This is a genomic window from Bacillus sp. YP1, from assembly GCF_000877815.1.
GTDB lineage: Bacteria > Bacillota > Bacilli > Bacillales > Bacillaceae > Bacillus > Bacillus subtilis.
This window is the reverse complement of sequence record NZ_CP010014.1, coordinates 1,477,714-1,503,021: the sequence shown is the minus strand read 5'-3', so window position 1 is coordinate 1,503,021 and position 25,308 is coordinate 1,477,714. Positions and strand designations below refer to the sequence as shown.

General features: G+C 43.0%; 25 protein-coding genes. All 25 read right to left on the bottom strand.

Features of this window, described 5'->3' with window-relative positions; all coding sequences use genetic code 11:
• Nucleotides 1-5 precede the first annotated feature (5 nt).
• The 25 genes from bcbE to rimP all read right to left on the bottom strand — a co-directional run bounded on the left by bcbE (nucleotide 6) and on the right by rimP (nucleotide 25,089).
• Nucleotides 6-1,217, bottom strand: coding sequence for a bacillibactin exporter BcbE (gene bcbE, locus QF06_RS07465; protein ID WP_031600514.1), 1,212 nt, complete (start codon nucleotides 1,215-1,217; stop codon nucleotides 6-8).
• A gap of 138 nt (nucleotides 1,218-1,355) precedes the next feature.
• Nucleotides 1,356-2,081 (bottom strand): GntR family transcriptional regulator, encoded by a 726-nt coding sequence (locus QF06_RS07460; RefSeq protein ID WP_003245732.1) that lies wholly within the window; start codon nucleotides 2,079-2,081, stop codon nucleotides 1,356-1,358.
• A 143-nt stretch (nucleotides 2,082-2,224) separates the two neighbouring features.
• Nucleotides 2,225-4,588, bottom strand: coding sequence for a DNA translocase SpoIIIE (spoIIIE, locus tag QF06_RS07455; RefSeq protein WP_041850823.1), 2,364 nt, complete (start codon nucleotides 4,586-4,588; stop codon nucleotides 2,225-2,227).
• A 130-nt stretch (nucleotides 4,589-4,718) separates the two neighbouring features.
• The gene (gene tepJ / locus QF06_RS07450; RefSeq protein WP_003231871.1) at nucleotides 4,719-4,931 is read right to left on the bottom strand and encodes a YlzJ-like family protein; all 213 of its coding nucleotides are present in this window, start codon (nucleotides 4,929-4,931) and stop codon (nucleotides 4,719-4,721) included.
• Nucleotides 4,928-5,665, bottom strand: a complete 738-nt coding sequence (tepA, locus tag QF06_RS07445; protein ID WP_003245712.1) for a translocation-enhancing protein TepA — start codon at nucleotides 5,663-5,665, stop codon at nucleotides 4,928-4,930. The genes tepJ and tepA overlap by 4 nt, the downstream gene beginning before the upstream one ends.
• A 115-nt stretch (nucleotides 5,666-5,780) precedes the next feature.
• Entirely contained in the window at nucleotides 5,781-7,448 is a 1,668-nt protein-coding gene (gene rnjB, locus QF06_RS07440) for a ribonuclease J2 (protein WP_003231875.1), read from the bottom strand.
• A 177-nt stretch (nucleotides 7,449-7,625) separates the two neighbouring features.
• Nucleotides 7,626-8,498, bottom strand: coding sequence for a 4-hydroxy-tetrahydrodipicolinate synthase (dapA, locus tag QF06_RS07435; protein ID WP_014476832.1), 873 nt, complete (start codon nucleotides 8,496-8,498; stop codon nucleotides 7,626-7,628).
• Between the two features lie 30 nt (nucleotides 8,499-8,528).
• The gene (gene dapG, locus QF06_RS07430) at nucleotides 8,529-9,743 is read right to left on the bottom strand and encodes an aspartate kinase (RefSeq protein WP_015483233.1); all 1,215 of its coding nucleotides are present in this window, start codon (nucleotides 9,741-9,743) and stop codon (nucleotides 8,529-8,531) included.
• A 91-nt stretch (nucleotides 9,744-9,834) separates the two neighbouring features.
• A complete protein-coding gene (gene asd, locus QF06_RS07425; RefSeq protein WP_014479807.1) occupies nucleotides 9,835-10,875 on the bottom strand; it encodes an aspartate-semialdehyde dehydrogenase in 1,041 nt (346 codons plus the stop codon).
• Between the two features lie 125 nt (nucleotides 10,876-11,000).
• Entirely contained in the window at nucleotides 11,001-11,603 is a 603-nt protein-coding gene (gene dpaB, locus QF06_RS07420; protein WP_003231884.1) for a dipicolinate synthase subunit B, read from the bottom strand.
• 2 nt (nucleotides 11,604-11,605) lie between these two features.
• Nucleotides 11,606-12,499 carry a dipicolinic acid synthetase subunit A gene (dpaA, locus tag QF06_RS07415; RefSeq protein WP_021479280.1) on the bottom strand — a complete coding sequence of 298 codons (894 nt, stop codon included), beginning with the start codon at nucleotides 12,497-12,499 and terminating at the stop codon, nucleotides 11,606-11,608.
• A gap of 185 nt (nucleotides 12,500-12,684) precedes the next feature.
• Nucleotides 12,685-12,942 (bottom strand): YlmC/YmxH family sporulation protein, encoded by a 258-nt coding sequence (locus QF06_RS07410; protein WP_003231890.1) that lies wholly within the window; start codon nucleotides 12,940-12,942, stop codon nucleotides 12,685-12,687.
• 77 nt (nucleotides 12,943-13,019) lie between these two features.
• Nucleotides 13,020-14,249: a M16 family metallopeptidase gene (locus tag QF06_RS07405; protein ID WP_021479282.1), complete on the bottom strand. Its 1,230-nt coding sequence runs from the start codon at nucleotides 14,247-14,249 to the stop codon at nucleotides 13,020-13,022.
• A 39-nt stretch (nucleotides 14,250-14,288) separates the two neighbouring features.
• A complete protein-coding gene (locus QF06_RS07400) occupies nucleotides 14,289-15,248 on the bottom strand; it encodes a polysaccharide deacetylase family protein (protein ID WP_015715892.1) in 960 nt (319 codons plus the stop codon).
• A gap of 116 nt (nucleotides 15,249-15,364) precedes the next feature.
• On the bottom strand, nucleotides 15,365-17,482 hold the full coding sequence (gene pnp / locus QF06_RS07395; protein WP_003231897.1) for a polyribonucleotide nucleotidyltransferase: 2,118 nt from the start codon (nucleotides 17,480-17,482) through the stop codon (nucleotides 15,365-15,367).
• 172 nt (nucleotides 17,483-17,654) lie between these two features.
• Entirely contained in the window at nucleotides 17,655-17,924 is a 270-nt protein-coding gene (gene rpsO / locus QF06_RS07390; RefSeq protein ID WP_003220957.1) for a 30S ribosomal protein S15, read from the bottom strand.
• Between the two features lie 156 nt (nucleotides 17,925-18,080).
• Entirely contained in the window at nucleotides 18,081-19,031 is a 951-nt protein-coding gene (gene ribF / locus QF06_RS07385) for a bifunctional riboflavin kinase/FAD synthetase (protein ID WP_014476827.1), read from the bottom strand.
• 18 nt (nucleotides 19,032-19,049) lie between these two features.
• Nucleotides 19,050-19,979 (bottom strand): tRNA pseudouridine(55) synthase TruB, encoded by a 930-nt coding sequence (truB, locus tag QF06_RS07380; RefSeq protein ID WP_015715891.1) that lies wholly within the window; start codon nucleotides 19,977-19,979, stop codon nucleotides 19,050-19,052.
• A gap of 81 nt (nucleotides 19,980-20,060) precedes the next feature.
• Nucleotides 20,061-20,414, bottom strand: coding sequence for a 30S ribosome-binding factor RbfA (gene rbfA, locus QF06_RS07375; protein WP_009967251.1), 354 nt, complete (start codon nucleotides 20,412-20,414; stop codon nucleotides 20,061-20,063).
• A gap of 16 nt (nucleotides 20,415-20,430) precedes the next feature.
• Nucleotides 20,431-20,709 carry a DUF503 domain-containing protein gene (locus tag QF06_RS07370; RefSeq protein ID WP_003231905.1) on the bottom strand — a complete coding sequence of 93 codons (279 nt, stop codon included), beginning with the start codon at nucleotides 20,707-20,709 and terminating at the stop codon, nucleotides 20,431-20,433.
• Nucleotides 20,706-22,856: a translation initiation factor IF-2 gene (gene infB / locus QF06_RS07365; protein ID WP_014479801.1), complete on the bottom strand. Its 2,151-nt coding sequence runs from the start codon at nucleotides 22,854-22,856 to the stop codon at nucleotides 20,706-20,708. Before infB ends, QF06_RS07370 begins: the two co-directional genes overlap by 4 nt.
• 19 nt (nucleotides 22,857-22,875) lie before the next feature.
• On the bottom strand, nucleotides 22,876-23,178 hold the full coding sequence (locus QF06_RS07360; RefSeq protein ID WP_003220946.1) for a YlxQ family RNA-binding protein: 303 nt from the start codon (nucleotides 23,176-23,178) through the stop codon (nucleotides 22,876-22,878).
• 1 nt (nucleotide 23,179) lies between these two features.
• Nucleotides 23,180-23,455 (bottom strand): glucose-induced regulator RulR, encoded by a 276-nt coding sequence (gene rulR / locus QF06_RS07355; RefSeq protein ID WP_009967250.1) that lies wholly within the window; start codon nucleotides 23,453-23,455, stop codon nucleotides 23,180-23,182.
• Between the two features lie 13 nt (nucleotides 23,456-23,468).
• A complete protein-coding gene (nusA, locus tag QF06_RS07350; RefSeq protein ID WP_003231912.1) occupies nucleotides 23,469-24,584 on the bottom strand; it encodes a transcription termination factor NusA in 1,116 nt (371 codons plus the stop codon).
• A gap of 34 nt (nucleotides 24,585-24,618) precedes the next feature.
• Entirely contained in the window at nucleotides 24,619-25,089 is a 471-nt protein-coding gene (gene rimP / locus QF06_RS07345) for a ribosome maturation factor RimP (protein ID WP_003231915.1), read from the bottom strand.
• Nucleotides 25,090-25,308 lie beyond the last annotated feature (219 nt).

Genomic DNA, 25,308 nt, shown 5'->3' with positions numbered 1-25,308 from the left:
GCTGGCTAGACCGTCCCTAAGTTTTTTTCTTCTTCTTCACTTTTTTTAGCATCTACAGTAAAGAGCACTAAAAATAAAGAAACGATGCTGCAAAACGCCGAGAGTATGAAAATAATCCAGTTTGCATTAGACATTAATGCAGCAAAAACAGGTGGACCGAGAGCTACTCCTATAAAGCGCATGCTATTGTAGAAGGAGGAAATGGTTCCGCATTGTTCACTTTCAATCCCTTCGGTTATCAATGCATCTAAAGCAGGAAGAGCCATTCCAATCCCAATCCCGCCAAAGCTTAAAAAGACAAATAAAAAATAAAAACTGTGGTTCCACCACAAGGCAATAAACGAAAGGGTTAACAGAATCATTCCTGTAACAACGCAAAATTTCATTCGGCCTTTATCTTTACCGATCTTTTTGCCAGCTATAAAAGAACTGGTTGACAAAAACAAAAGTGGGATTGCCAGTAATCCGCCTTTAGCTACTCCGTCAATAGCATACTTGTTCTCCAGCGTATCTGATAAATAAAATAATACGCCAAATAACAAAAACATAATGACACACCCGATAATGAAGACCGTATAAAGCCAGCGACCATCCTGTTTAAAGATTTTCTTCACACTCTTAATAAACTCAGAAACAGCAGGCGCATCTTCATCTTCTTCAGGCTTGGCCACCAAAAACAATACGAGCAAAAAGCTGATCAAACAGAAAAACGGAATAAACCAAAATGGTACAAACCAATACCAAGAAGCCAGTAAGGCTCCAAGTATGGGACTCAGTACCTTCCCTGACGTGTTGGCGGTTTCAATATCGCCAAGACCCGCGCTGACCTTTTCATCGTCTCCTTTAAACAGGTCGCCGATAAACGGCATGACAATTGGAGCGGCACCTGCAGAACCAATGCCCTGAAGAACCCGCCCCGCCAAGATCATAGCATAAGGGTTTTTCATATAGGTCGAGGCAAAAGCAGCTACGGCTCCCCCCAATCCTGCAATGAGGAGGCATGGAAGCAATATTTTTTTTCTCCCGAAACGATCCGACAAATATCCGGCAATCGGAATGCAAATAATTGCTACTACTGAATATACAGTAATGATTAAAGATACTTGAAATGAAGTCACAGACAGCTTTTTCTCCATCATCGGAAGAACAGGAATCAGCATGGAGTTCCCGAGTGTCATCACAAGCGGGACAGAAGACAATGCAATAATATTTTTCATTCCATTTTTCTCTCTCAACATTTTCACCCATTCACTTTCTTGTCATCCCTTATATATTGCGTTAACCGGAATGAAAGTATGTACAAAGAAACATGAATCAGGGCAAATAAAAAAACAGACACATACAGGCGTCCGTTTTTAGAATCGTTTACGCAAAACATGAAATCTGAATTTATCTGCTCTAAAATAATTTAAAGAATAAAGCACCGGTTTATCGTGCTGATCGTAATGGGTTTGTTTTAACAGCAAAAGGGCTGTTTCCGGATCGCATTCAAGTACTGGAGAAATGGTATCGTGATAGCCGATCGGTTCTATATCAGTTACTGCATAGCTGATTACGGAGCCTGAATTTTTCTCAAGCAGGTCAAACATAGATTCTTGCTGATGAGAAAAAGAATTCGGCAAAATATTCATCGGAATTTTGTCTATACAATATACAATCGGCTGTCCGTCAGCTGTCCTGACTCGTTCAAGGTAAAAAAGTTCTTGCCCTTCTGCCAAATGAAATCTCTTCGTATCATCTTCAGACGGCATAAGTACTTGTGATGATAGAAAAATCGTGCCAGGGGTCATATTCGCCTGTTCTATCATCTTGGTTACACTGTTCAGCTGTTCAATGCCCGAAAGAAATAACGGCTTAGAATGGACAAAAGTGCCTACACCATGCCTTCTGATAATCACATGCTCTTCTTCCAGTATCCGCAAGGCTTCTCTTAGCGTTGCTCTGCTGACACCAAGCTTTTTGGAAAGCTCAAATTCAGAAGGCAGCTTTTCCTTCTCAGTGTAGATCCCATTTTTTATATCCTCTTTAATTCGTTCAATTACTTTCAAATACAAGTGCCGATTATCAGCTTTTGTAGACATGTTTCCCCTCCGTAAACCACTTTCGATAAAAATTATTGAACAATTGGGACAACTATATCATGTTTTGTCGAAAAAATAAATAGAAAGGTGATTAGTTTACATAATGTTATTATTGACAACTATAGAAAGCGGAACTCCCTTCATTAAGAAGAGAGCTCATCATATTTCTCTTTTGATAATAATACTTCCCTAGGTTTGCTGCCTTCATACGGTCCGACAACACCGCGTTCCTCCATTGCGTCAATCAGGCGCGCCGCTCTCGTATAGCCGATTCTGAATCTTCTTTGCAGCATTGAAACAGATGCCGTCTGCATGCCGACGATTAATTCAACAGCTTCATCATAAAGTTCATCAGTAACCTCGGAATGAGTTTCCGTTGTCTCCTCAGGAATCATTTCTTCTTGATATTGCGCTTTCTGCTGCGTAATCACATGGTCGACGACCTTCTCCACTTCGTCATCCGACAAAAATGCTCCCTGCACACGGACAGGTTTATTAGCCCCTACAGGTAAAAACAGCATATCGCCGCGGCCAAGAAGCTTCTCAGCGCCACCCATGTCAAGAATGGTCCTTGAATCCGTCTGTGAAGATACGCTGAACGCGATTCGTGACGGAATGTTCGCTTTGATCACCCCTGTGATAACATCCACCGATGGCCGCTGTGTCGCAATAATAAGATGGATGCCAGCAGCCCGCGCCATTTGGGACAATCTCGTAATCGAATCTTCCACATCAGATGAAGCGACCATCATGAGATCGGCAAGCTCGTCCACAATGACAACAATATAGGGCAGCTCTGGCTGTTTCGCTCCTTCTTCATTGTTGGCGCGTTTTATATAATCATTGTATCCTTCAATATTTCGTGTACCCGTATGAGAAAATAATTCGTACCGTCGCTCCATTTCATTGACAACCTTTTTCAAAGCCTGCGACGCTTTTTTCGGATCGGTTACAACCGGAGCAAGCAAATGCGGAATCCCGTTGTAGACATTTAGCTCTACCATTTTAGGATCGATCATCATCATTTTCACTTCATGCGGTTTCGCGCGCATTAAAATACTTGTAATAATGCCGTTGACACAGACACTTTTCCCGCTACCGGTTGCGCCTGCGACCAAAAGGTGGGGCATCTTGTTTAACTCAGCCAATACAGCTTCACCTGAAATATTGCGGCCGAGTCCAATTAACAGCTTCGCATCCGGTCTGTCATTCAATTTAGACTCCAGCACTTCCTTCAGCGAAACCATTGCCACTTCTGCGTTTGGAACTTCAATTCCGATTGCTGATTTGCCTGGTATAGGCGCTTCGATCCTGATATCCTTCGCAGCAAGCGCAAGCGCTAAATCATCGCTTAAATTGACAATTTTGCTAACCTTCACTCCGACATCAGGATATACTTCATATTTTGTTACGGCCGGTCCGAGATGAACCTGTGTGACTTTCGCCTTTACGCCAAAGCTTTGGAATGTGCGTTCAAGCTTTCTGGCATTTTCATAAATATTCTTTTTATCAGCCTGCTGGCCGGTATGCTTCGGATCTGCCAGCAAATCCAGTGACGGCATCTCGTAATCCTTATTTTCGAGCTCTGTAAAGGTCATAGGAGGAGCAGAAACAGTTTCCTGATCACCTGTCTCCGGTTGGATGTCCTGAAGCGGCTTCGACACAGGTTCGGCGCGCTTTTCTATAACTGGAGACTCTTCCTCTTCATTACGATCAGAAAAGCTTGAGATAATCGGCTCTGAATGAATAAGAGGCGATACTGTTTCATAATCCCCCTCTTCATTAGGAGGCTCCGGTTCCATTTGCTGTTTTTTGCGGGCCGGTTTTTGTTTTTTGCTCGGCGCTTTCGTTTTTTTCGATGACTGCATATTTGATTTGAAGGATTTCATATCATCAATAAATGCTAACCATTGTTCTTTTATAAAACGTCCAATCGGGCTCATCCACTTTTTTAGCGTTTCTTGTAGCGAGCGTCCTGTTACTAAAATCATTCCGATCAAAATCATGACAATCGCCATGATCTGAGAACCAGTCGACGCAAACAAAAAGTGTGAAGCCGCAAACAGCAGCGCACCGATCATCCCTCCGCCTAAATCAGGTGAAGCAGAGCTGCCATTCATGTCCATTAAAAACAATTCCCACGTATTGCGCACCACGCTTGCAGACTCAATAGACCCTTTGTGCGTCAAATTTTTAAATAGCTGCACGTGAGAAAGCAGCAATATGCTTGCGATGATACAGTACAACCCGGCCTTTCGTCTCGTTAAAAGGCTTGGGGTTTTTTTCTTCCAAAACAGTGAGACTCCTAACACCAATAAACCTAACAAGCATAAAATAAACCACTCTCCAGCAAAAAAGCGGAACAAATAGATAAACGTTTGCCCGACTACCCCCAGCTGCAAGATTGCGATAATTGAAATGGCTATACACAGCAATCCGTTGAGCTCGTATTTTATATTTAGCTGTTTCGCCTGTTTTTTTCTTGATTTTCGTTTTTTCTTTGCCACACTCATCACCTTACTGCGTTAAAAAATGTAAGTTCATACATAATGAAGAAAGCAGCCGTTTACAGGCTGCGTTTTTTCTGTAGGATTCCCCTATTATAGCATATTTTGCCCTTAAAAAAGGGTTGGATTCTTATACGTTTAATTTCAGCTTTTGTCCGGGTGAAATGTCCGGATGCAGAAAATGCATTGGATTGGTGCTCATGATTTGAATGACTTCCGCTTCATTCCCTTTCATTTCGACTAGAAGCGGTACACCTTTATATTCAATTTGCTCATGTGCGCTTGTCTCTTGGTTCTGTTCTGCAAACACAATTTCCTGCGGCATCACGGTATAAAGAATCATTGAATCATCCGTCCTTCTTCTTTCCTTGCTTCGTCGATGAGCTCATTCAGTTTATTGATTGCCTGTCCGACACCGCCTGCGTGATCGATCAATCCGTATTTAACTGCATCCTTACCGACTACATTTGTTCCGATATCGCGTGTTAAGTTTCCTTTTGAAAACATTAGCTCTTTAAATTTCTCTTCGGTTATATTGGAATGGCTTGTCACAAATTTAACAACTCTTTCTTGCATCTTATCCAGGTATTCAAACGTTTGCGGCACCCCGATGACCAGCCCGGTGAGCCTAACTGGATGAATCGTCATCGTTGCTGTTTCGGCGATATAGCTGTAATCACAGGATACAGCAATCGGAACGCCGATGGAATGCCCCCCGCCAAGCACGATAGAAACGGTCGGTTTCGATAAAGATGCAAGCATTTCCGCTATTGCAAGACCAGCTTCAACATCTCCTCCGACAGTATTTAATATGATCAGCAAGCCTTCAATTTTGGGATTTTGTTCAATTGCCACAATCTGCGGGATGACATGTTCATATTTTGTTGTTTTGTTTTGCGGAGGAAGCTGAACATGGCCTTCAATTTGTCCGATAATGGTCAGACAATGAATATTTGTATCTTGGGGCAGCTGCGGAAGCGTCGTTTCACCAAGCTGCTGTATTTTATTCATAATGCTGTCCTTCGCATCATTTTTTTCAGGACGCTCTTCTTCTGTGTTTTCCATACGATGATCCATCTCGCTTTCATCCTTTCCGAGTTTCTCTTTGTATTATGAACAAAGATACTTCATTCAATCCCGGCTTGAAGGACAAAAAATAAAGACCGGAGCAGCTCCGGTCTTTAGTCAGTCATTATACTTCCATAATAATTGGGATGATCATCGGTTTACGTTTCGTTTTTTCATAAAGGAATTGGTTCAAAGCATCCCGCATTGCCTGCTTCAGCGTTGACCATTCGACATTTGATGTTTCAGTCGCTTCTGTCACGATGGACCGGACGAGCTCAGTAGCCTGTACGATTAGACCTTCAGACTCTCTTACATAAACAAAGCCGCGAGTGATAATTTCTGGTCCTGATACAAGATGTTTCTTTTGTTTATCAAGTGTAATGACAACGATTAAAATTCCGTCCTGTGAAAGCAAGCGGCGGTCTCTCAATACGATATTGCCGATATCACCGACACCTAAACCATCAATTAAAATATTGCCGTAAGGAACTTTATCCCCAATTTTTACGTTTTGGCCGCGGAATTCAACGACGTCTCCTTTTTCAATTAAGAAGATGTCACTGCGCTTCATGCCGGTTTCTTCAGCGATTTTTGAATGAGCTTTTTGCATTCTGTATTCGCCGTTTACAGGAATCAAATATTTTGGTTTAAGCAGGTTGATCATCAGCTTTAACTCTTCTTGTGAGCCGTGGCCTGATACATGAACACGCTTTTGGGCAAAGATGACTTGTGCACCGGCTCTCGCAAGAAGATCTACTGTTTTAGAGTAAATGAGTTCCTGCCCGGGAATCGGAGTTGACGCAATGACCACCGTATCCCCTTCTTCAATGTTCAGCTGTTTGTGAGCTTTGTTTGCCATTCTTGTCAAAGCAGCTAATGGTTCACCTTGGCTTCCGGCTGTAATAATGGCCACTTCGCGCTTCGGATATTTTTTGACATCCTGTACAGAAATAAACAATTCATCATCTGCTTCAATGTATCCTAACTTTCTCGCCAGCTGCAGGACAGATTGAAGATTTTTTCCGGCTACGGCAATCTTTCTGCCATTTTGAGCCGCTGCATGAATGACTTGCTGAATCCGGTTAATATTGGATGCGAATACTGCAATAATCACCCGGTTCTGTGAATTATACAGCGCATCCGAAATTTCTCCGCTGACAGCCGCTTCCGAAGGGGTGTAACCCGGCCGTTCTGCATTTGCACTGTCAGAAAGCAGAGCGAGCACGCCGCTATTACCGATCTTGGCGATCTCGCCAATGTCGCACGTCTGATTAAGTGCAGGTGTTTGGTCAAATTTGAAGTCTCCCGTGCATACAATAGATCCAAGTGATGTTTTAAAGCTCACACCTACAGAATCAGGAATGCTGTGAATCGTTCTAAAGAACGATACTTTTGTTGATTCAAATGTAATGACAGATTTTGAGTGAATTTCTCTTAAATCAGTTTTTCGGTTATGTCCGTATTGTTTTAATTTCTCTCTTAACAGTGCAAGCGTCAGTTTTGTTCCGTACACTGGAACGGACAGCTTGTTTAATAAGTAAAAAACGCCGCCGATATTTTCATCGTGCCCGTGCGTTAAAAAGATTGCCTTGACGCGGTCAGCCCGTTCAATCAAATATGATATGTCAGGAATCACTACATCAATACCGAGCATTTCGTTTTCTGGATGCATAAGGCCGGCATCAACGACAAATATGTCTGAGTCAATTTCAATGACATAAAGGTTCTTCCCAATCTCTCCGACACCGCCAAGGGCGATAATTCTAACGTTTTCTGTATTTTTCTTTTTCAAAATCTATATCCTCCTAGTCTCATACCCGTCCATCATCACTTGTTCCTATTATAACTGAAAGTAAATTTAGAAAACAAGATAAAGCAGAAGGTTTAGGGAAAACCAATATGTAAAAGAAACGGTCAAACTCAGCTGGATGTGAGAATGACCGCGTTTGTTTCACTGTATGAAATTTTCTTACAGTTCGCTGATCGTGCTGCTTAAGCTCAGACGTTCATCCTCAGTTAACGGGACTAGAGGCAGACGCACAGAACCGACATCAAGACCTCTCAGCTGAAGCGCTGTTTTGACTGGAGCAGGATTAGGCGCTTTAAACAGTTCCTTCATAATCGGCAGCAGTTTCTGATGGATCAGTGCCGCATTAGCTGTTTGCCCATTCGTATAATTTTTGATCATTTGCTGCATATCAGAGCCTGCAATATGGCTCGCCACTGATACAACTCCTCTTCCTCCAACTGAAAGAATAGGAAGCGTCAGAGCGTCATCCCCTGAATAGACATAGAAGTCTTCCGGTGTTTCAGCAATAATTTTTGTAATCGCTTCTAGGTCTCCACTCGCTTCTTTAATCGCAACCACATTCGGAATGTCCGCCGCCAAACGGATCGTCGTTTCAGGAGCAAGAGAAGCAACCGTACGGCCAGGAACATTATAGAGCATAACCGGAAGAGATGTCTCTGCCGCAATTGCTTTAAAATGCTGGTACATTCCTTCTTGAGAAGGTTTATTGTAATACGGGGTAACAAGCATAACAGCGTCCACGCCCGCTTCCTCAGCTTTTTTTGTCAGCTTAATGGAATCTTTCGTGTTGTTGCTTCCAGTACCAGCGATAACGGGCACCCGTCCGTTTACTTCTTTTACCGTATATTCAAAAAGCGCAATTTTTTCTTCAGTTGAAAGGGTCGGAGATTCTCCAGTTGTTCCCGCTACTACTAAAGAATCCGTTCCGTTTTTCAACAAGTAATCAATCAGTGTAGACAGTTTTTGAAAGTCTACGTTCCCTTTATTGTCAAAGGGTGTAATCATCGCTGTAGACACATTTCCGAAATTCATTTTATTCACCTCATCATGATTCAATCACATTTACTTCGAAAGTTCAAACACTTCATGCAAAGCGTTTACAGCAGGAACCATATCCGCTTCATGGACGAGCACCCATATCGTCGTATGGCTGTCAGCCGACTGAAGGATCGGAATTTCTTTTTCTGAAAGAGCCGATACAATTTTGGACGTAACACCGGGAACACCCATAATGCCCGCGCCGACCGCCGATACCTTCGCGCAGTTTCTCGTCACCATTGGATCATAGCCCATATCCATTAAAATACGCTGAGCTGTTTCTGTTTTATTTCCGGCTACCGTATAGACGATTTCACTAGGTGTAATGTTAAAGAAATCGACACTGATTCCAGCGTTTGCCATAGCCTTGAACACTTCAGTCTGAACGTTATACTGGCCGATTTTCGCAGGCACTTTGAACTGCGTGACATCTTTGACATGGGCGATTCCCGTAATCAGCCTTTCAAAAACATCACTGCCGACCTTGGAAGAGTGATGTGATGTCACCAATGTACCTTTATCATTCGAATAAGTCGAACGGACGCGGATCGGAACCTTGGCCTGCATTGCGATTTCCACAGCACGCGGATGAATGACCTTGGCCCCCTGATACGCCAGGTTGCAGATTTCTGTATACGTCACAACAGGAAGCGGTTTTGCATTTTCCACCACTCTTGGGTCAGCAGTCATCACGCCTTCTACATCGGTGAAAATATCGATGTATTCCGCATCAACAGCTGCTCCGAGTGCGGCTGCAGACGTATCGCTGCCCCCTCTGCCGATTGTTGTTGTATCACCCTTTTCAGTTGCGCCCTGGAAGCCTGCGACGACTACCGCATCATGATTGGCGAGCACACTGAATAAACGCTCCGGTTTCATTTCAATGATTTTTGCATTGGTATGCTGATCATTCGTTAAAAAGCCAGCCTGAGCCCCTGTCAGCGCAGCTGCTTTCACACCGTTATCAAGCAGCATGCTTGTAAAGACGACAGAGGAAATAGTCTCTCCGCAAGATAAAAGCAAATCCTGTTCCCTAGGAGAAATCGCTGATTGATCGCCGTAAAGCAGCCCGAGCAAAGAATCTGTTGCATACGGGTCTCCTTTTCGGCCCATCGCTGAAACGACAACGACAACCTTATATCCTTCACTGATTGCTTCTTTAATATGCCCTAAAGCCAGTTTGCGGCCTTTATCATCTTTTACTGATGTTCCGCCGAACTTTTGAACAATTATCTTCACTGTTTTCACTCCAAATTATTCGGACGTAACAGAAGAGAGCAGGCTGATAGCGCCTTACTCTCTTCTATTCGTCTTTAGAAAATTCTCTCTTTTATACGAGGTTTAGTTTTTTCAGGCTTTCTGCAATTTGAACAGAGTTCCATGCCGCGCCTTTTAATAGGTTATCAGAAACAACCCATAAATGAAAACCGTTTGCTCTGTCCAAGTCTTTGCGGATGCGGCCCACAAACACATCGTTTTTGCCGACAGCATCAGCAGGCATCGGATAAAGCTGCTGGCTTGGATCATCCTGAAGTGTCACGCCCGGAGCTTCTTTCAATAGATTTTTAATATCTTCAACTGTAGCGTCATCACGGTCTACCTCAATGTAGACGGACTCTGAGTGCCCAGTTTGGATTGGCAGTCTCACACATGTAGCCGCAACTTGAAGGTCAGGCATGTGCATGATTTTTTTCGTTTCATTTATCATTTTCATTTCCTCAAACGTATAGCCGTTATCTTGGAATTTATCGATTTGCGGAATCGCGTTGAAGGCGATTTGATAGTGTTTTTTGTCACCTTTTACAGGCATGATCTCAGGCTCTATTTCTTCTTTATTTAAAATCGCCTGTGTTTGGCTGTAAAGCTCTTTTACAGCTTCATTACCCGCTCCTGATACTGCCTGGTAAGTTGATACGATGACCTTGTTTAAGCCATATGCTTTGCGGATCGGTTCAAGTGCCGCAACCATTTGGATTGTAGAGCAGTTTGGATTGGCAATAATGCCGTTGTGTTCATGCAAATCTGCCTCATTCACTTCTGGCACAACAAGCGGTGTATTTTCATCCATGCGGAACGCGCTCGTATTATCTATAACAATAGCGCCGCGTTTTACAGCTTCTGGTGCCAATGCTTGTGATACGCTTCCGCCGGCGCTGAACAAAGCAATATTTACCCCTTCAAAGCTCTCAGGAGAAGCTTCCTGAACAGTCAGCTCTTGGCCTTTAAACGTGACTTTTGTCCCCGCAGAGCGTTTTGAAGATAGCAATGTAAGTGTGTCCATTTCAAAGTTTCTGTCTTCAAGTGTTTTAAGCATTTGTTGTCCCACAGCCCCTGTCGCTCCGACAACAGCTACGTGTAAACCTCTTCCCATCTGTAAAACTCCTTCCGCCAATCAGCTTCATTGAATTGATTTGACTATGATTTTACGTTTTATTTTACCATAGAATATGCGGGTGATGACCGAATTTTTTAGTTTGGGAAAGATTTTCTGTAAATTTAGTCATTTCCCTGATAATTCTCAACTAGAATCGGCTGAAGCTGCTGGTGCATGAGTGCCTTTTCAATCGTTTGCGGTAGCAGATCCATTTTGGCTACCATTGAATTCGGTTTTTTAAAGGGATCGTCTTGCCCGAATGGAATAAAAAAGATATTTTTTGTTGACATGAGCCTCATTAAATTTGTTCCGTTTAAACCAAGAGCATCATTTGTCGAGATACCCAGAACGACAGGCCGATTGTTTCGGATTGTCGCTTTTGCCGCCATCAGCACCGGGCTGTCCGTCATGGCATTTGCCAGCTTGCTCATTGAATTGCCTGTTAAAGGCGCAATGACCATGCAGTCAAGGGGCAGCTTCGGTCCAAGAGGTTCTGCCTTTACAATCGAATCAATGGCCTCATATCCAGTCAGGTCTTCAATTTTTTTAACCCATTCTGCGCCCTCTCCAAATCGGGTATTTGTGGATTTTACATTAAATGTGACAACCGGACGGACTTCAGCTCCTTCATTGACCAACGCCTCAATTTGCGGGAAAACCGCTTCATATGTGCAATGCGACCCGGTCAGCCCAAACCCGATTCTTTTTCCTTTTAATGACGACATCCTTATTTCCCCTCCTCAGCTTGTATTTCATCCAAAAGCTTGCTCAAGACGTTTGCAAGGATTTGCCCAGCTGTTTTAGGAGCGACAATCCCTGGAAGCCCGGGAGCAAGAAGTGCTTTAATCCCTTGTTTCTCGGCATATTTAAAATCCGTTCCCCCGGGACGTGAGGCCAGATCCAATATTAAGGTTTTTGGTGTCATGCTAGAAAGTACCGTTTGATTTAAAATCATACTCGGTATGGTATTAATGCAAATATCTATATCTTTTACATGCTCTTTCAGCTCATCGGTATGAAAAGGAACGAGCCCCATTTCAGTGATACGTGCCAGATGCGCTGAACTTCTTGCCCCCACTTTTACATTCGCCCCGAGCGCGGCAAATGTACGGGCAATCGTCATCCCGGTGCGCCCCAGACCGAGAACGGCCACCTGTGATCCGTGTATCGTATAATCCGTGTGCTGAATAGCCAGCATGATCGTTCCTTCTACTGTCGGAATAGAGTTGTATATCGCAATGTCATCCCGCTCAAACAGTTTAACAAGTTTTCTTTTTGCCTGAGCTGCAATGTTTTCTAAATAGGCGTTAGAAATTCCTGAGAAAATGACACAATGTGCAGGCGTTCTGTCGAGATGGTCCTGTTTTAACACAACTTCTTCATTAGAAAATACAGTCGATACGACACCTTCTCCTGTTGTCGCGGATACTGGAAGAATGATGCTGTCTATTTGCTGAAAAGGAATTTCATCAATATTGCATTTTACTGCCCCGGTAAAACCGTGATCCAATTGGTCAAAACCGACAAGATAGATGTCAGCCTGCTGTTCAGTGAGCTTTCTTATAATTTCGAGCTGTCTTGCGTCACCGCCGATAACTGCAATTTTCAATCCGGTTAACATTCTAAACGTTCACCTTCTTTGTATATACTGGATCTCTAGTTGTTAAGCTCCCCTTCATCTTATGATCAAAAGAAAATACTGGTGAATATAAAAGATGCGCTTTTTCCATATAAAAAAACATCGGCTCCGGCAGCCGATGTTTCAGATGTTTTCTTTAGAGCCCGCTTCACAGTCAATTGGGCTATTTACTCTTGTCGAGGAGGCATTTCCTCAGGTACATCTAATATAATCATATCTGAACCGATCTTTTGAATATGGTGCCATGGGACACGAATGTCATGACCTTGCTTTCTCAAACCAAACCACTTAACTGTGGGAATGAGGAGTGCTGTAATCTGTCCATCCTGTTCATTGATTTCCAAATCGGTCTGGCCGAGCACTCCGAGCCGTTCAGCTCTTTTGATGTCTACAATTTCCTTTCCTGATAATTCACTGAGCCGCATGTCTGTCACCCCCTTGTACTATGTATGATGAAAGGGATTAAAAAATGCCTGCTCCATTATGGAGCAGGCTTTCCTTTTTAAGACGGCATATTGCCGGAAGGGCTGATAAGTGCTAATGCATAGTCTTCGGTAAACAATTGTCTGGCAAGGCCGTTAACACGCTCTAAGTTCACGGCGTTTAATTCATTGATGATTTCATCTAATGTTTTATGTTTGCCGAGCAGCAGTTCATTTTTTCCGTTTCGGCTCATTTTGCTGTTTGTGCTTTCTAAGCTCAGCATTAAGCTTCCCTTCATTTGCTCTTTGCTGTTTTCCAGTTCTTTCGAGGTAATGCCGTCACGTTTTAATGTGGCAAGGGTTTCTTGAATTGTTTCCGACAGCTGCTGAAGCTGATTTGCACCCGTTCCGCCGTAAATAGTGAGCATTCCGCTGTCCTCATATGAGCTGTGATAGCTGTAAACAGAATAAGCAAGTCCTTTATCTTCACGCACATCTTGGAACAGCCGGCTGCTCATGCTGCCTCCGAGCACATTGTTGAGGACGATTAAATCATAAATACGTTCATGGCCAACCTCTAAGCCTTTAAATCCAAGGCACAAATGAGCCTGCTCTGTTTCTTTTTTTCTCGTCAGTTTTTCCGTGTAGAACTCAGGCTTCTCAAGGCCTGTCGCTTTGCCTTTCGCCTCGTATGACCCGAACCATTTTTCTACATCTTTGATAAAACTGTCAGATATATTGCCCGCTACCGAAATCACCACTCGGTCCGGCGTATAATAATCATGCATGTATTGTCTGAGAGAGTCACCGTTAAAGGAAGCAAGCGTTTCTTCCGTGCCTAGAATTGGGTAGCCTAAAGAATGATTGCCGTAAGTGGCTTTGCTCAATAAATCATGTACAATGTCGTCCGGCGCATCTTCATACATTTTAATTTCTTCATATACTACATTTTTCTCTTTTTTCAGCTCGTTTTCATCAAACGTTGAATGAAAGAACATATCTGCTAATACGTCCAGCGCGTAATTCGCATGCTCGTCAAGCACCTTTGCATAGTAGCAGGTATATTCCTTTGAAGTAAACGCATTGACCTGGCCGCCAATACGATCAAAAGATTCTGCTATCTCGCGTGCAGATTTTGTGCTCGTCCCTTTAAAGAACATGTGCTCTAAAAAGTGAGAAATTCCGTTTATCTCCGGCGTTTCATGTCTCGACCCTGTGCCGATCCATACGCCGATCGCAACAGAACGGACTGTCGGATTATTTTCCAGCACAATTCTTACACCATTTTGACACGTATATCGTTTAATCAAATTTGTTCCTCCTATTCAAAGACAAGCTGCCTTCATCTGTTACTTCAATAGTCTTGTTTCATCCATTAGTTCAGTGACTGTTCCAAGCGCATATCCTTTGTCTTTTATCTTTGTAATCAGCGCTTCAAGACTTTCCGCCGTAGGGTCAGTCGGATGCATTAAAATCATGGCACCATTATGTATCTTGCTTAACACTCTCGTCTGAAGTACAGACGGAGCCGGCTTTTGCCAATCGATTGTATCAACTGTCCACATGACTGTTCCCATCTGTTTCTCTGCTGCAATGTCGATAACCGCTTTTCTGAAACTTCCGCTTGGCGGAGCGAACCACTTTGGCTTAACGCCGATCGTTTGTTCTATTTGTTCATTAGTCTTGTCGAGCTGCTCGGAAATTCTTCCTGTAGTCAGTTTGCTCATATCCGGATGATTGTATGAATGATTTCCGATTTCATGTCCGTCTTTTGCAATCTTCTTAGCGAGCTTTTCATTGTTTCTCACCCAATTGCCTTCTAAAAAGAACGTAGCTTTAACCTGGTGCTTTTGCAGAATAGGGAGCATTTTTTCCAAATACTCATTTCCCCATGCCACATTGATTAAAAAAGCCACCATCGGTTTGTCAGGATTTCCTTTATAAATAGGCTCAGGCTGAAGTGACTCAAGATGAACACTTGGTTTTACTTGACTGTACACCAAATCTTTTTCCCGAAACTCACCATGCTTTTTCATTTTTTTATATGATTGTTCAATATTGACCTTTAATCCATTGTAGCCTGGAATGCTTTTCCACACTTTATCAATTCTTGCATTCTGGGGCTTAACTTCGTACTCCGGCGCTTTTTGAAGCAATTCTTCATATAACGGGTCTTTTGACGCCGTGACAGTCACCGTATCTTTTTTCATTGCCCCTATATAATCAAGTGCATGCGGATTTTCCATCATCTCAAATGAGACAAAAAAAAGAAATAAAAAAACGGCAAACGGTACAAATTTTTTGTACATGTTCTGTCCCCCCTCACCTCACATTATGAAGGAGAAGGACAAGGTAGAACCCGCCTGCTTTTGAAAAGCTTCAAAATAAAGAAGCCGGGTCTCCCAGGCTCCTTTTATGTTTTCATTTAAGATTGTTGTTCTTCTTTTTCTTTCTCTTCACGGAGCACCGCTTTGCGGGATAAATTCACTCGTCCTTGTTTATCAATTTCAGTGACTTTGACAAGAATCTCGTCTCCGATTTTTACAACATCTTCAACTTTCCCTACTCGTTCAAGCGCAAGCTCTGAAATGTGCACCAAACCGTCTTTTCCGCTGAAAATTTCAACGAAAGCCCCGAATTTTTCAATCCGTTTCACTTTACCTAGGTAAAGTTGGCCGACTTCAACCTCTCTAACAAGGTCTTCGATGATTTTTTTCGCTTTTTGGTTGCCGCTTTCATCTGTAGAGGAAATAAAGATTGTGCCGTCCTGCTCAATATCAATTTTAACACCGGTTTCTTCGATGATCTTATTGATTTGTTTTCCGCTTGGTCCGATGACATCGCGGATTTTATCAGGATTAATGGTCATTGTTAAGATCTTAGGCGCATATCGAGAAAGCTCTTTTCTTGATTCGCTTAATGTTGCAAGCATGCTGTTGAGGATTTCCATTCTGCCCTTTTTCGCCTGCTGAAGCGCTTCTTCAAGAATCTCTCTGGAAAGGCCTTCAATTTTAATGTCCATTTGCAGGGCCGTTACGCCTTTTTCAGTTCCCGCTACTTTAAAGTCCATATCTCCGAGCGCATCTTCCATGCCTTGGATGTCAGTCAAGACAGTGTAATGTTCGCCTGATTTGACAAGACCCATCGCAATACCAGCAACTGGCGCTTTAATCGGTACACCAGCATCCATCATTGCAAGTGTGCTTGCGCAAATGCTTGCTTGAGATGTAGAACCGTTTGATTCAAGCACTTCTGAAACAAGACGGACAGTATAAGGGAAGTCTTTTTCAGACGGAATAACTGGCTCAAGCGCACGCTCACCCAGTGCTCCGTGTCCGATTTCACGACGTCCCGGTCCGCGCATCGGTCCTGTTTCCCCAACGCTGAATTGCGGGAAGTTGTAATGATGCATAAACCGTTTCGACTCTTCGACACCTAAGCCGTCAAGGATTTGCACATCTCCCAGAGCACCTAGCGTACATACGCTGAGGGCCTGAGTTTGTCCCCTTGTAAATAGACCTGAACCGTGCGTTCTTGGCAAGAGGCCAACCTCTGAAGATAGCGGGCGGATTTGATCGACACCGCGGCCATCCGGTCTTACTTTCTCTTCAGTAATCAGGCGGCGAACTTCATTTTTCACCAGCTTGGATAAAATCTGCTTCACTTGCTTGATTGTGTCTTCATCATGTTCTTCATCCTCGAATTTTGCCACAACTGCGTTCTTCACTTCGTTAATGGCATCTTCACGGGCATGCTTTTCATGAACTTGGATGGCTTTCAGCAGATCCTCTTCTGCCAAAGCTTTTACTTTTTCATTAAGCTCTTCATCAATTTCAAAGAGCTTAATTTCAGATTTCTCTTTGCCGACTGCTGCAACAATTTCTTCTTGGAATGCAATCAGGCGTTTAATCTCTTCATGGCCGAACATAATGGCCTCAAGCATGATTTCCTCAGGAACTTCGTCCGCTCCCGCTTCTACCATGTTAATCGCATCTTTCGTGCCGGCAACGACAAGATTGATATCGCTTTTTTCAAGCTGATCGACTGTCGGGTTAATGATAAATTGATCATCAATGCGTCCGACAGTAACCCCTGCAATCGGTCCTTCAAACGGAATATCCGATACAGAAAGTGCAAGAGATGAACCGAACATGGCAGCCATTTCTGAAGAGCAGTTTTGGTCAACACTCATGACAATGCTGATGACTTGAACTTCATTACGGAATCCATCGGCAAACAAAGGACGGATCGGACGGTCAATTAAACGGCTGGCAAGAACCGCTTTTTCACTTGGACGTCCTTCTCTTTTAATAAATCCGCCCGGAATTTTCCCTACCGCATATAATCTTTCTTCATAGTTTACAGTAAGAGGGAAGAAATCAAGCGGTTTAGGTTCTTTTGAAGCGGTTGCTGTACTAAGTACTGCTGTATCACCGTAGCGGATCATCACAGCACCATTTGCCTGTTTGGCAAGCTGGCCGGTTTCAACAGTAAGCGTTCTTCCGGCCCAATCTATGGTAAAGACATGTTTTTCTTGTCCCATACAATTACGAACTCCTCTCTTCGTTGTGTGAAATAATCAATTACTCCTATTATGAACGAAATGAATTGAACATATCAATGTCAAAGTAGTATGTAAAAGGATTTCAATGATTTGTTATAAGAAATTTCGCTTTAATACGATAAAAAAGCGGGAATCCTCCCGCTTTTTACGATTATCGACGTAAGCCTAGTTTGTTAATTAACTCACGGTAACGAGTTACGTCTTTATTACGCAGATACGTAAGAAGATTACGACGCTTACCTACCATTTTAAGAAGACCGCGACGTGAGTGGTGGTCTTTCTTGTGAGTACGTAAATGCTCGTTCAAGTTGTTAATTGAGTCAGTTAGGATAGCGATCTGAACTTCTGGAGATCCAGTATCAGATTCGTGTGTTTTGAACTCATTGATGAGTTGGTTTTTACGCTCTTGAGTAATTGCCATCCTGTTTCACCTCCAAATCATATTTAGCCCCAGTTACCTAGCAACCGTCGGTGACTTCGGATTGCCAAGCAATGGTTTTAAGACTACGAAAACTATCATACTAAAAATCGTGCCTATATGCAAATATTTTAGAATAAAATTTGCGTGCGTTGCAAGTTATTTCCGCAAATTGCTGAAATAACGGATGGCTTCCTGCTTATCTTTCTCAATTTGCTCTGTTAATTCTTTGATGCCATTGAATTTCCGCTCGCTCCGAATCCGTTTGTACCATTCGATTTTTATAGCGGCTCCATATACCTCCTGATCGAAATCAAACAGATTGACCTCGATGGAAGGCTGCTCAGGGCGCTTTTCATAAAACGTCGGCTTATAGCCAATATTGCAAACGCCATTGTAAACTTCGCCGTTCACTTCCGCTTTTACGGCATATACACCTGTGGGCGGAACGATATAGCTGTTATTTAAACCGACATTCGCTGTCGGAAAACCGATGGTCCGCCCTCTTTTATCACCATGAATGACAATTCCTTTAATAAAATATGGCTGTCCAAGCAAGACATTCGCCAATTCAACATCTCCGTTTTGAAGCGCGGTACGGATATACGAAGAACTGATTTTTTTATCCTGCTCCGTCAATTTTTCTACCATTGTGCACCCAGCTTTTCCGTCTAAATCATCCGGCATGGTCTCCATTGTTCCCTTGCCGTATTTGCCGTACGTAAAGTCAAAGCCTGCCACTGCGTGCTGTACATTAAGGCCGATAATATACTGGTCTATAAACTGCTTAGGAGAAAGAGAAGCAAACACTTCATTAAATTTAACGACATACAGAACTTCTGTACCTAATTGTTCAATTTGATTTATTTTGTCTTCAAGAGGCGTAATCAGATCCTTAGGTTCCTTATCTCTGCCCAACACGTGAGAAGGATGGGGATGAAAGGTCATCACAGCCAATGTCAGACCTTTTTCTTCGGCTATTTGCTTCGCTGTGCCGATTACCTTTTGATGCCCGAGATGAACGCCGTCAAAATATCCTAACGCCATCACTGATTTTGCCTGCTCCTCTTTTATTAAATGATGAGGATGTGTAATATGTATCGTCTTCACAGAACGGTCACCTTTTTTCTATTGTTCGCTTTTTTGCATCAATACTTTTGCCGGCTTTAACAGCCCTTTTTTTGCAGGATGAGGGAAATAGATCGCCAAACAGGTTCCGGATTCAGTAAAGACAGCGATACGGTCTTCACTTGTCATTTCAGAAAACTGCTCGGGCGTCTCAAGCAAAGCCCCATTTTCTACTTTCTTAGCTAATGTATCACTTATGATCCATTTCGGCAAATGATTGAGCGCACGTTCAATAGGAACTGTATGCTCTTCCACGGTTCCGGATTGGGCCTGTGCTTCGAGCTCATCAAAAGTAAAGCATTCGTCGAGAGAAAAATCTCCGGATGCCGTACGGATTAAATGAGACATATGAGCCGGATATCCGAGCTTTTCTCCGATCATGACCGCCAGCGTCCTTACATAGGTCCCTTTGGAGCAAGTCACTGTAAACCGGAAGCTTGCGGTTTCTCCATGATGTTTAATCTCTGTCGTCAGGGCAATGTCTTCAATGGTTATCATACGTTTCGGACGTTCTACTTCAATCCCTGCTCTTGCGTATTCGTATAATTTTTTGCCGTTTACTTTTACAGCGGAATACATGGGCGGAATTTGTTCTTGTTTTCCCTTTAAACTGTTTAAAACCTTTTCTACATCCGCTTTATCAATGTCGTGATTGACAGGCTTTGCTTCCACCGTTTCTCCGGTTTGATCCTCTGTAGTGGTTGAAAAGCCAAGCGTTATTTCTGCATCATACGTTTTAGATTTTTCAGTTAAGTATTCGACTATTTTTGTCGCTCTTCCTACACAAATCGGAAGCACGCCTGACACTTCCGGATCGAGCGTTCCTGTATGTCCTACTTTTTTTGTTTTTAACAGCTTTCGGATCTTCATGACACAGTCGTGCGATGTCATGCCAACAGGTTTATGTAAAAGGAGAACTCCGTTAACCATTTGCCTTTCACTCCTTCTTTTGAGCTTTTTTCTTTTAAACGAAGAAAGAGGACAGACGATATACGCCTATCCTCTCATTTTTTATTCAGATGGTTTCTCTGAATGTAATTCGTGAATCAGTGTTTCGATCCGATTCCCGTAATCGATTGATTCATCGAACTCAAATTCAATTTCAGGCGTTTTTCGAAGTCTGATGCGGCTGCCGATTTCGGATCGGATAAATCCTTTCGCTTTTGCCAGCCCTTTCAGCGCTTCTTCCCGTTTTTTCTCGTCACCGAGAACCGAGATATACACCTTTGCAATTTGCAAATCACCTGATACACGTACATCCGTTACTGTCAGAAAACCAATTCTCGGGTCTTTCAGCTTGCGGCTGATAATATCACCGAGTTCTTTTTTCATTTGCTCGCCGACACGGTTTGCTCTCATACTCAATTCAATCACCTCTAAGTTAAAACCACTCTGTCCTAGTGATCGTCCGTTCAATTTCAGGAAAAGAATCGATAAACGCTAGGACGCGTTGCAGTTCTTTTTCTGTTTGAACGCGAGAGGAAGAAACAGCGGCGATTCCGAAGCTGGTTCTTTGCCAGGTGTCCTGATAGCCAATCTCCGAAATCGAAACATTGAACTTGTTTTGAACCCTGGTTAAAACCCGCTTCAGAACGGCACGCTTTTCTTTTAGCGATCCTGCATCATAAATGATGCATTCACACTCCGCAAATCCGATCACGTTCTTTCAATTTCTTGCATGACAAACGCTTCAAGGATGTCACCTTCACGAATGTCATTGTATTTCTTAATTGTAATACCACATTCATAGCCTTGTGAAACTTCTTTCACATCGTCTTTAAAGCGTTTCAGAACATCTACTTCGCCTTCAAAGATGACGACGCCGTCACGAATTAAACGGAGGCCGCTGTCGCGCGTAATGGTTCCTTCAGTAACATATCCGCCGGCAATTGTACCGATTTTAGATACTTTGAATGTTTGGCGTACTTCTACTTGACCAATTACTTTTTCTTCATATTCAGGATCAAGCATACCTTTCATGGCAGCTTCGATCTCGTCGATTACTTTGTAAATGATACGGTGAAGTCGAATATCTACATTTTCAGCTTCAGCCGTACTCTTAGCATTTCCGTCCGGTCTCACATTAAACCCGATAACAATTGCATTGGAAGCAGATGCCAAGATAATGTCTGATTCAGTAATCGCACCAACGCCTGTATGGATGATTTTCACTTTAACGCCTTCTACTTCAATTTTTTGAAGTGCAGCCGTTAAAGCTTCAGCAGATCCTTGAACGTCAGCTTTTACGATGAGGTTGATGTCTTTTACATCACCTTGCTTAATTTGCTCGAATAAATCATCAAGACTGAGCTTCGCTTTATCGCTGCGCTGCTCTTCAAGCTGTTTCGAAGCACGGGCTTCACCGACAGAACGAGCTGTTTTTTCATCCTTAAAGACAAGGAATTGGTCTCCCGCTTGAGGGACATCATTCAAACCGGTAATTTCAACCGGAGTTGACGGGCCGGCAGTTTTCACACGGCGGCCAATGTCGTTAACCATTGCACGGACACGGCCAAATGTATTGCCGACTACGATCGGATCACCGACATGCAGTGTTCCAGTCTGTACGAGCAATGTCGCGACTGACCCTCTGCCTTTATCGAGTTCAGCTTCAATAACCGTTCCTTTTGCCTGACGGTTCGGATTCGCTTTCAGTTCCTCTACCTCACTGACAAGCAAAATCATTTCAACGAGCTCATCAATGCCTTTTCCAGTTAAAGCGGAAAGCGGCACAAAAATGGTTTCTCCGCCCCAAGCTTCAGGGACAAGTCCGTATTCCGTCAGTTCTTGCATCACACGGTCAGGGTTTGCGGATTCTTTATCTATTTTATTCACAGCAACGATGATTGGAACCTCTGCTGCTTTTGCATGGTTAATCGCTTCAACTGTTTGCGGCATGACACCGTCATCGGCAGCTACGACAAGAATCGTAATATCAGTTACTTCTGCACCGCGTGCACGCATTGTTGTAAATGCGGCGTGGCCCGGTGTATCCAAAAACGTGATTTTCTTGCCGTTCTCTTCAATTTGATAAGCGCCGATATGCTGAGTGATTCCGCCTGCTTCTCCTTCAACAACCTTTGTTTTACGGATGCTGTCAAGAAGCGTTGTTTTCCCATGGTCAACGTGGCCCATGATTGTCACGACAGGAGGACGAATTTCAAGATCCTCTTCATTATCAGGCTCTTCGTATTTTTCCAGCTCTGTTTCTTCAAGCACAATGACCTCTTCTGTTTCAACACCATATTCTGATGCAATGAGTTCGATTGTGTCTTTATCAAGCTCTTGGTTAATAGTTGCCATTACGCCAAGAAGCATCAGCTTTTTAATGATTTCTGAAGGCTCTTTGCCAAGCTCTTCAGCAAGTGCGCCAACTGTTAAAGTGCCAGAGAATGTAATTTTCTCAGGAAGCTCTTTTTTCGGCTTTACAGGCTTTTGCTGATGTTGGTTTTTATTATTGTTGTTGTTGCGTTTATTTTTTTTGTTGTTGTTATTCTTCTTGTTTTTGTTAAATTGATTATTCTGCACGTCATTCTTCTTTCCGTCTCGAATTTTATTTGGTTGATTTCCAGCTGATTGCTGATTAACCCCTTGTGGCTGTTTGTTTTTGTTCGTTTCTGCTGGCTTTTGAGATTTAGCAGCTGCGCCGCCTTTTTTATATTTGGCATCTAGCTTTTTAATGGCCTTTTCTTCAAGCATGGCCATGTGATTATTCACTTCTAAATCCATGTTCTTCAGTGCGGTCAAAATTTCCTTACTTGAAACATTTAACGCTTTTGCATATTCGTATACTCTCATTTTAGCCATTCGTTCACCCCCAAAAATATTAATCGAGCAAGCTGATCAGCTTATTCGCAAAACCTTGGTCAGTGACGGCGACAACGACACGGGCTTCTTTACCGATAGAGCGTCCAAGAACCGCGCGACTCTCGACTTTTTTATAAGGGACTTTATAATAATTGCACTTGTCAGTTACTTTTTTTGCTGTGTTAGATGATGCATCCTCTGTAAGCAGGACAAGCTTTGCACGCGCATTCCTGATTTCTTTTATTACCAAGTCTTCGCCTGACACGACCTTACGAGCTCGATTGGCCAGACCCAGCAAGGGAAACCATTCCATTCCAGACATTTTATTTTTTCACCTTTTCCGCCAGTTCCAGCAATTCATCGAAAATCTGGTCATCGATTTGTGATTGAAATTGATTTTGCAAAGTGTTTTTCTTTTTTGCTGCTAAGATGCACTCTTTATCCAGCGTTAAATAAGCACCCCGCCCATTCTTTTTTCCGGTCGGGTCTACTGAGATTTCGCCTTCTTTTGACCGTACAACTCGGATCAGTTCCTTTTTAGGCTTCATTTCACCAGTCACTACACATTTGCGTAATGGGATCTTTTTGTGTTTATTCACCTAAAGTCACCTCTTATTCATCCGATTCAGCAGTTTCAGGCTCCGTAAAGAGCGGCTCATCATCTTCTTCAAGTTCTCTCGGATAGATTCCAAGTTCTCTTGCGTCCGTTTCGCTCTTAATATCAATCTTCCAGCCTGTCAGTTTAGCAGCTAAGCGTGCGTTTTGTCCTCTTTTGCCAATTGCCAGAGACAGCTGGTAATCAGGAACAATAACAGTTGTCGCTTTTTCTTCTTCATTAACGATGACATCAAGCACTTTGGAAGGGCTGAGCGCATTCGCGACAAATTCTACAGGATCACTGGACCAGTTGACAATGTCAATTTTTTCACCTTTTAATTCATTGACGATTGCTTGCACACGCTGGCCTTTAGGCCCTACGCATGAACCGACAGGATCCACGTCAGGATCATCTGTGCGAACAGAAATTTTCGAACGGTCGCCGGCTTCTCTGGCAACAGATTTTAGCTCGACAGTTCCATCATAAATTTCAGGCACTTCAATTTCAAACAAACGCTTTAACAGGCCTGGATGTGTTCTTGACACATAAATCTGCGGGCCCTTCGTTGTTTTTTCTACTTTTGTGATATATACCTTAATGCGGTCATGGGGCTTGTAGCTTTCATTCGGCATTTGCTCATTAACCGGCAGCAAGGCTTCTATTTTGCCTAAAGACACGTAGATAAATTTATTGTCCAGACGCTGGACGATCCCTGTCATGATGTCTTCTTCACGGTCGATAAATTCAGAATAGATCACGCCGCGCTCAGCTTCGCGCACACGCTGTGTGACGACCTGCTTCGCTGTTTGAGCAGCTATGCGCCCGAAATCCTTAGGTGTAACTTCGATTTCGACGACATCGCCGACCATATATTCCGGATGGATGCCCTGTGCCTCTTCAATTGAGATCTCTAATCTCTGGTCGTATACTTCGTCAACGACATCTTTTCTTGCAAATACACGGATGGAGCCAGTTTCACGGTTTAGATCCACCCGTACATTTTGCGCTTGATTAAAATTCCGCTTATAAGCAGAAATTAACGCAGCTTCGATTGCTTCGATGATAATTTCTTTACTGATGCCTTTTTCTTTTTCAAGAATCGTGAGAGCATCTAATAATTCACTGCTCATTTAACGGTCTCCCCCCTTAAAACATTTGTATTCATTAGAATGTAACAGCTAATCTTGCATTAGCTATCTTTTCATACGGAATATTGATCCGTTTCTTTCTTGTTTTGATCGTGATCTCAACTGTCACTGTTTGTCCATCAAATTCAGCCAGTTCACCTTCAAACACTTTTACGCCGTCAATAGGCTCATACGTCTTAATGTATACGTTTTTTCCTAGTGATTTTTCGAAATCGGCTTTTTTCTTTAGCGGACGCTCAGCTCCTGGAGATGAGACTTCAAGAAAGTAATTTTGGCTGATTGGGTCTGCCTCATCAAGCTTTTCGCTTAAAGCTTCGCTTACTTTGGCACATTCCTCAATATCCACACCGTCATCGGAATCAATAAACACGCGAAGGAACCAGCTTTGGCCCTCTTTGACAAATTCAATGTCAACGAGTTCCAGCTGAAGGCTGTCTACGATTGGCTGAGCCATTTCTTGAACGGTGTCAGTCACTTTTTTGCTCATGTTCTTCCTCCTTGTGCTGTCGATCTCATATTCGTCTCGTCACTCTGCATAAAAACCCTGCTTCAAAAGAGCAGGGGCTAAAAAGTAAACGATGAACATGTCGAGACAAAATTCTCCTGTTCAATACAAAAGAGCGGGTTTCCCCACTCTTTGCCTCGGTAATCGTTAGCATTTCCAATAAAACTATACCATAACCATATTTTTATTGCAAAATCTTTT

Bases quoted from the DNA above. Each gene is read 5' to 3' on its own strand.
- bcbE (WP_031600514.1), bottom strand. From the start codon at position 1,217: ATGAAAAATATTATTGCATTGTCTTCTGTCCCGCTTGTGATGACACTC.
- QF06_RS07460 (WP_003245732.1), bottom strand. From the start codon at position 2,081: ATGTCTACAAAAGCTGATAATCGGCACTTGTATTTGAAAGTAATTGAA.
- tepJ (WP_003231871.1), bottom strand. From the start codon at position 4,931: ATGATTCTTTATACCGTGATGCCGCAGGAAATTGTGTTTGCAGAACAG.
- tepA (WP_003245712.1), bottom strand. From the start codon at position 5,665: ATGGATCATCGTATGGAAAACACAGAAGAAGAGCGTCCTGAAAAAAAT.
- dapA (WP_014476832.1), bottom strand. From the start codon at position 8,498: ATGAATTTCGGAAATGTGTCTACAGCGATGATTACACCCTTTGACAAT.
- asd (WP_014479807.1), bottom strand. From the start codon at position 10,875: ATGGGAAGAGGTTTACACGTAGCTGTTGTCGGAGCGACAGGGGCTGTG.
- dpaB (WP_003231884.1), bottom strand. From the start codon at position 11,603: ATGTCGTCATTAAAAGGAAAAAGAATCGGGTTTGGGCTGACCGGGTCG.
- dpaA (WP_021479280.1), bottom strand. From the start codon at position 12,499: ATGTTAACCGGATTGAAAATTGCAGTTATCGGCGGTGACGCAAGACAG.
- QF06_RS07410 (WP_003231890.1), bottom strand. From the start codon at position 12,942: ATGCGGCTCAGTGAATTATCAGGAAAGGAAATTGTAGACATCAAAAGA.
- QF06_RS07400 (WP_015715892.1), bottom strand. From the start codon at position 15,248: ATGTACAAAAAATTTGTACCGTTTGCCGTTTTTTTATTTCTTTTTTTT.
- pnp (WP_003231897.1), bottom strand. From the start codon at position 17,482: ATGGGACAAGAAAAACATGTCTTTACCATAGATTGGGCCGGAAGAACG.
- rpsO (WP_003220957.1), bottom strand. From the start codon at position 17,924: ATGGCAATTACTCAAGAGCGTAAAAACCAACTCATCAATGAGTTCAAA.
- truB (WP_015715891.1), bottom strand. From the start codon at position 19,979: ATGGTTAACGGAGTTCTCCTTTTACATAAACCTGTTGGCATGACATCG.
- infB (WP_014479801.1), bottom strand. From the start codon at position 22,856: ATGGCTAAAATGAGAGTATACGAATATGCAAAAGCGTTAAATGTTTCA.
- QF06_RS07360 (WP_003220946.1), bottom strand. From the start codon at position 23,178: ATGTCTGGAATGGAATGGTTTCCCTTGCTGGGTCTGGCCAATCGAGCT.
- nusA (WP_003231912.1), bottom strand. From the start codon at position 24,584: ATGAGCAGTGAATTATTAGATGCTCTCACGATTCTTGAAAAAGAAAAA.
- rimP (WP_003231915.1), bottom strand. From the start codon at position 25,089: ATGAGCAAAAAAGTGACTGACACCGTTCAAGAAATGGCTCAGCCAATC.